This window comes from Herbaspirillum sp. UBA812 (assembly GCF_002296545.1).
Taxonomy (GTDB): Bacteria; Pseudomonadota; Gammaproteobacteria; order Burkholderiales; family Burkholderiaceae_D; genus Herbaspirillum; species Herbaspirillum huttiense.
Genome location: NZ_DBIC01000247.1, coordinates 1 through 6,090, shown reverse-complemented (window position 1 = coordinate 6,090; position 6,090 = coordinate 1). Strand labels below are relative to the sequence as shown.

The following is a 6,090-nucleotide window of genomic DNA, read 5'->3' as shown; positions in this document are numbered from 1 at the left end:
ATCGTGGCCATCCCAAGCCTGTTTGAAGTGCTGCTGCTGGGAGCGCTGTTCAAGTTCCAGGCCGATGCCGAGGATGCCGAGGGCTGGGCCTCGCATTCCCTGCAGGTGATGAACAAGGCCGCCGAACTGCGTGAGCCGATGCTGCTGGAGGCAGCGCGCGTGCGCAATGCGGTTCTGTTGGAGCTGCCTGACACCCTGAGCCGGGGCGACCTGTGGGCCGACATCGAGGTCAAGACCGGCGAGCTTGCGCGGCTGGTTGCCGACAACGCGTCGCAAAGCGCGGCCGTACGAACGGTGCATGAGTCCATTGCCAGCTACCGCAGTTGGGACGACAGTGCACGCGAGCGCCTCATGCGCGGCGAGCGCGATGACCTGATCCGCCAGTTGCGCGACGAACAGGGCCCACACCGGCTTTCCACCTTCCTCAATCTGCTCGACAATTTCGTGGCCGAAGAGCGGCGTCTGGGTGCCGAACGCAGCGAGCGTCTGCAGGCCGCACGCCGCTCGCAGACCTGGCTGCTGATTCTGGCGGTGCTGGTTTCGATTGTCACGGCCGGACTGGCCTCGCTGGCGTTCATGCGCAATATCAGCACCCGCATCGGCGTGCTCACCGGCAATGCCCGCCGCCTGGCCGATGGCCAGCCGCTGGCGGCGCGCCTGGGCGGCCATGATGAGATCTCGCTGCTCGACGATGCCCTGCATCGCAGCAGCGAGCGCCTCGCCGAAGCCGCGCGCCAGGGCCAGGGTTACCGCGAGGAACTGGAGCAGCGCGCGCGCGAACTGGCCGACGTCAACAGCGACCTGCGACAACAGACGCAAGACAATGAGATGTTCATCTACAGCGTCTCGCATGACCTGCGCTCGCCGCTGGTGAACCTGCAGGGCTTCAGCAAGGAAATCACCCATGCCACCCGAGATCTGCTGGACGAGGTGGATCGCCTGGCGCTGCCCGAACCGGACCGGCAACGCCTGCGCACGCTTGTCGAAGAGGACATCCATACATCGCTGCGCTTCATCCAGAATGCCGTGACACGCTCTGCCGGGATTATTGACGCCATGTTGCGACTGTCCCGTGCCGGCCGTGTTGAATACCAGCCGGTGATGCTGGACATGCACGCCATCGTTACCCGCATCGTCGCCGCCATGAGCGGCAGCATCCGCGCCAAATCCGCCCGGGTCGAGATCGAAGCGGACCTGCCGCCGGCCTATGGCGATCCGACCTCGGTAGAGCAGGTGCTCGGCAACCTGGTGGGCAATGCCGTCAACTATCTTGATCCGGGCCGTCCGGGCCACATCACCATCGGTCACGTGCCGCAGGCCGACAGCGTGGTGGCGGCTCCCAGTCTGGTGACTTACTTCGTGCGCGACAACGGGCTCGGTATTCCCGCCCCCTACATGGACAAGATGTTCATCGCTTTCCAGCGCCTGCACGGCAACGCCGCCAAGGGCGAAGGCATCGGACTGGCGCTGGTCAAGCGGGTGGTGGAGCGGCACGGCGGGCGCATCTGGGTGGAATCGGTCGAAGGGCAGGGCAGCTGTTTCTACGTCGCCCTGCCGGCCCGCCCGCCGGTGTTCTGAACGCAGTCAGACCGCATCGGACAAACAGGGATCAACAACGGACAAGGGGGAACGAGATGGCCACAGAGCAGAGCGTCAACATCATCCTGGTCGAAGACGACGACGGCCATGCCGTGCTGGTCGAGAAGAACCTGCGGCGCGCCGGGCTGGTCAACGGCTTCCAGCGCCTGCGCGACGGGCAGGAAGCGCTGGACCATTTTTTCGGGGGCGAGCTGGGGCGGACCGACCTGCAGCAGGTGGTGGTGTTGCTGGACGTGAACATGCCGCGCGTGAATGGCGTGGAGGTGCTGCGGCGAATGAAGCAGGATGCGGCCACGGCGGCCATCCCGGTAATCATGCTGACCACGACCGACGACCCGCGCGAGATCGCCCATTGCTATGAAGTAGGCTGCAATGTCTACATCACCAAGCCGGTGGAATACGACGACTTCATCGAAGCGGTGCGCCGGCTGGGCTTCTTCCTGCAGGTGGTCAAGCTGCCGCCGCCGGGCGCACCGGTGCGGGAGAGCGATTCCCGATGAGCGGTGCGACCGTCCATGTGCTGGTGCTGGAGGATGACGAAGGCCTGCTGGCTCTGGCCGGCCGTGTGCTCAGGAAGCAGGGATACCGTGTCACCGCCGTGGCCGATGCCGAGTCCGCCCAGGCGGCCGTGCAACAGGAGTTGCCCGATCTGCTGATCGTGGACTACAACCTGCAGGCGCTGGACAGTGGCCTGGATTTCTTCCGCAGCCTGCGGGCTGCGGGCATGGGGATCCCGGCCATCATGGTCTCGGGCATGTCGGATGAAATGCGCATCATCGAAGCCTTGCGGGCTGGTGTAGCCGACGTACTGCCCAAGACCAGTGATTACCTCGACCACTTGCCGCAATGCGTGCAGCGCGTGCTGGCGCAGCAGCGGCAGGCCGGTGATGCCGGGCAGATTGATGAGCGGGTGCGCCAGCTGCAGGCCGAGCGCGACGCGCTGCTGGCTGAGGTGCAGGCGGCGCAGGCCGAGATCGAGCGCCTGCGCAGCGCACGCGATGCCTTCCTGCGGACGCTGTCACATGAACTGCGCCCGCCGCTCAATGCCATCCTCGGCTGGACCGATTACCTGTTGCAAGGCGGGACGGATGCCGCCAACCTGCACAAGGGCTTGCAGGTGATCGAGCGCCATGCGCGGGCGCAGTCGCAGTGGGTGGAAGACCTGCTGGCCCGGCACCGCATCCACTCCGGCGCGCTGCCGGAGCAGGAGCGGGACTGGCCTTGATGCGCCATCCAGCCGGTTCAGGCCGGCAGGATGGGCAAGGTGACGGTGAAGGTGATGATGTGGTGATCGCAGTTGAGGTCGATCTTGCCGCCGTGGCCGTTGACGATCTCGCTGACGATGTACAGGCCCAGTCCCAGTCCGCGCGCATTGCGCTGATTGCCCATGGATTCCTTCTTGTAGGGCTTGAACATGTGCTCGCGCACCGCCATCGGGATGGCCGGACCGTGATTGGAGACCGAGAGCGTCAGTACGTCGTCGCGGCGGAACGCGATCAGGGTCGAGGGCGTACCGATCTCGCCATGATGGCGGGTGTTCGACAGCAGGTTGGAGACCACCTGGCTGATGCGGTCGCCATCGAGTTCGATTTCGCCGCAGTCTTCCGCTTCGAGGATGATCTCGTTGTCGGGGTAGGCCATGCGCGCTTCGTTGACGATCTCGGTGACCATCTTGCGCACATCCACCGGACGGCGCTGGATGTCCAGCCCCATGCCGCTTTGCAGGCGGCTGATGTCGAGCACCTGGGAGATCAGGCGATGCATGCGGCTTGATGAGGACGAGATGCGCTTGCTCAGGTTGGAGCTGGACGGCGAATGCTCGCGCACCTCGATCATGCGCGCGGCCATCATGATGGCCTGCAGCGGATCGCGCAGGTCATGGCCCAGCGTCGCCAGCAGGGTTTCGCGGGCGCGCTTGACCATGTTCTCGTTGGACAGCGCCACTTCCTGGAAGTCCATACGCAACTGGTTGGCGATTTCGGTTTCGGTCTTGGCCCACGGCAGGCTCTTGCCGCGTACCGTTTCCTTCCAGACCGCGAAGGAGCCGCGCGGGGTCAGTCGCGGACCGAGCGGCCCGATGCTGTATTTCTTTTCCGGATTGCCGCCCCAGCGGACGTCTTCCACCTGCTCGGTGCGGAACCAGAAGGCGTAGCCATCCTGTTCGCGATAGAAACGCACGGCCAGCACGCCGCAGATATCGCCCAGCGCTGCCTTGAGTGCCGGCACATCGGCCCCCAGCGCACTGGTGGAGAAGAAGTCGCCCGGTTCGTTTTCGTTGAGCCAGTTGATGAGCGCGTTGACGCCTTCGCGCGAGGGAGCCTTGCCGAAGACCTGGGTCTTGCGCTCCATGGAGATGGCGCCACCGTGCGCATTCATCAGCCGCAGGAAGCCCTCATGGTCAGCCGCCAGGGCCAGCACGATGTCTTCCCGGTCGGTGACCTGGGCCACGATCTTGCGGCGCAGGTCGGCGCTGTACTCCAGCGCACGGGCGCGCTCGCCGTTGAGATTGCGTTCCACCAGGGCACTCACGAACTGCGAGAGCAGCTGGCATGACATGCGCACCGAATGCGGCACCAGGTGCGCGCTCATGTGATGGCAGGCGATCAGGCCCCACAGGCGTTCGCCGATCACGATCGACAGGCTCATGGAGGCACCCACGCCCATGTTGCTGAGGTATTCGATGTGCACCGGCGAGACGCTGCGCAGCATGCTGTGGCTGAGGTCCAGCGGACGGCCGGTGAGCGGATTGTGATCCGGTTCCAGCGCCACGGTGGAGGCGGTTACATCGGCGATCAGGCGGATCGGATTGATGACGTACAGGCGGCGTGCCTGCGCCGGGATATCGCTGGCCGGATAACGCTGGCCGAGGAATGGTTCGAGGTCCTCGCGCTTGTGCTCGGCGATCACTTCGCCGCTGTCGTCATGCAGGAAGCGATAGGCCATCACGCGGTCGAAGCCGGTGATGCGGGCGATCTCGTCAACCGCCAGCGTCAGCAGGTCTTCCACGCCGGGCTGGCGCTGGATGCGCTGGATGGCCTGATGCGCGGCCAGGGCGAACGACTCCAGCGACACGGCATCGGCGGGACGCTGTTCAAATTCGGCGATGAGCACGCCTTCGGATTTGTGCGTGACCAGGTCGAAGGCACCGGAGGCCAGCGTAATGATGCGCGCGTCGACGTAGCCATGGCGGTCTTCCAGTGCCGCCTGGATCACGGCGCGGGCCGCAGCGTTGAGATGGGCCTCGTCCAAGGGCTGTCCCACCTCCGGCAGGTCGCCCAGCAAGGCAGCCGCATTGGCGCTGCGCGTGGCAAGCTTGCCCTCGGGCGTGAAGCACAGGAGGGCACCATGATTCTGGATGGATCCGGGGATGTGGATCGGCTCCTGATCACAATTGCTCAGGTCGACCGGTCGCCGGCGGCTTGCGTGATACGGATTGCTCATTCACTACTTTCTCGATGCCTGCACTGCAGGACGTCGAACTGCCGATGCGCTGATGCGCGCGCGCCGACAAGGTGGCGGGCGAAGGCAAGGGCATCCGGGAGACCCCGGTCTCGCGTCCGGCAGATGCTGGCTCATGACCAGTGGCTGCGATGGAAAATGATGCGCATTCTTGGCTTCGGGAAATGCCAATTATAGGCGTCATCGCAAAGTTGCGTGCAGGCTGAACAACATTTAATTTCACCACGCGACAAGTGACGATCCGGGCAGTATCGCCGTCCAGGGGGCTCTTCCACTTTGTCCTACAAATCAATCGGGCGCAGTCCGATAGGACTCATCCGTGCGAGGTTCTAAGATCCTCAAAACTCGCAGAAACAACGCGGCACGGTCGGTCTTCCTGCAGGACGAGCGGATCTGATTGATGCCACATGGGAAAAGAAAATTCCGGTCCTGCGCTGTGACCACTTTTGCAGTGACAATTCGTGGACAGAGGGGGCATCAGCCTCTTCCAGTTTGGCCGGACGCGGCTAAAATGAATTGTCATCGGAAGCGGGAGCCAGCAGGGCAGCCGGTGAACCATCAGGGAGCGAACACCCCATGCTGTCGATGAAACACAGGGAAAAAATCGATCGCAGTGTCGGTCAGACGACGCGACTGGTCGATCAGTGGCAGCGCGAGCGCCTGCATGCGCAGGTCCTTCGCGATGCCGCACAGGACAAGCTGACGTTGCAACCAGCCCGGCGCAAGTGGTCAGCGCCGGATCTTTGAGCAGGGTAGCCTCATGGACAAGTCTGATTCCACCCATCCTTATGATCCGCTGATCGCCATTGCCCAGGGCGACTGGACGGCCTACCGCAACCATATCGCCTCGCAGGGCCACGCGGCGGCGGATGCCGAGCCCGAACCACTGGCGATGCCGGCTTACCCGGAACCGGCGCAGGACACCGCCGGGCAGCCACTGCACGGCGAGGAAGATATCCTCGCCTACCGGCGGCGCTGTGCGCGGGCTTACATCGGCATGAACGGCCGTCTCGGCGGCCGTGCCTACCGGCC

Annotated in this window: 6 protein-coding genes; 5 read left to right on the top strand and 1 reads right to left on the bottom strand. The window is 64.4% G+C overall.

All coding sequences use genetic code 11. The features are described from left to right. From B3873_RS16230 to B3873_RS16220, 3 genes are all read left to right on the top strand, one after another. The coding region (locus tag B3873_RS16230; RefSeq protein ID WP_286867311.1) for a sensor histidine kinase at positions 1-1,578 on the top strand (1,578 nt) is incomplete at its 5' end. A gap of 56 nt (positions 1,579-1,634) precedes the next feature. Beyond that, positions 1,635-2,099 (top strand): response regulator, encoded by a 465-nt coding sequence (locus B3873_RS16225; RefSeq protein ID WP_034330180.1) that lies wholly within the window; start codon positions 1,635-1,637, stop codon positions 2,097-2,099. After that, the gene (locus tag B3873_RS16220) at positions 2,096-2,824 is read left to right on the top strand and encodes a response regulator (RefSeq protein ID WP_286867309.1); all 729 of its coding nucleotides are present in this window, start codon (positions 2,096-2,098) and stop codon (positions 2,822-2,824) included. The genes B3873_RS16225 and B3873_RS16220 overlap by 4 nt, the downstream gene beginning before the upstream one ends. Before the next feature lie 17 nt (positions 2,825-2,841). Here the strand turns inward: B3873_RS16220 and B3873_RS16215 are convergent, their stop codons facing one another. Beyond that, a complete protein-coding gene (locus tag B3873_RS16215) occupies positions 2,842-5,040 on the bottom strand; it encodes an ATP-binding protein (RefSeq protein WP_286867308.1) in 2,199 nt (732 codons plus the stop codon). 594 nt (positions 5,041-5,634) lie between these two features. Here B3873_RS16215 and B3873_RS16210 point away from each other — a divergent pair. Next, a complete protein-coding gene (locus tag B3873_RS16210) occupies positions 5,635-5,805 on the top strand; it encodes a hypothetical protein (RefSeq protein WP_157845750.1) in 171 nt (56 codons plus the stop codon). A gap of 13 nt (positions 5,806-5,818) precedes the next feature. Then, positions 5,819-6,090, top strand: a 272-nt coding sequence (locus B3873_RS16205) for a hypothetical protein (protein WP_286867306.1), incomplete at its 3' end; no start/stop codon positions are given.

Coding starts and splice junctions, on each gene's coding strand:
- B3873_RS16220 (WP_286867309.1), top strand. CDS start 2,096: ATGAGCGGTGCGACCGTCCATGTGCTGGTGCTGGAGGATGACGAAGGC.
- B3873_RS16210 (WP_157845750.1), top strand. CDS start 5,635: ATGCTGTCGATGAAACACAGGGAAAAAATCGATCGCAGTGTCGGTCAG.
- B3873_RS16215 (WP_286867308.1), bottom strand. CDS start 5,040: ATGAGCAATCCGTATCACGCAAGCCGCCGGCGACCGGTCGACCTGAGC.
- B3873_RS16225 (WP_034330180.1), top strand. CDS start 1,635: ATGGCCACAGAGCAGAGCGTCAACATCATCCTGGTCGAAGACGACGAC.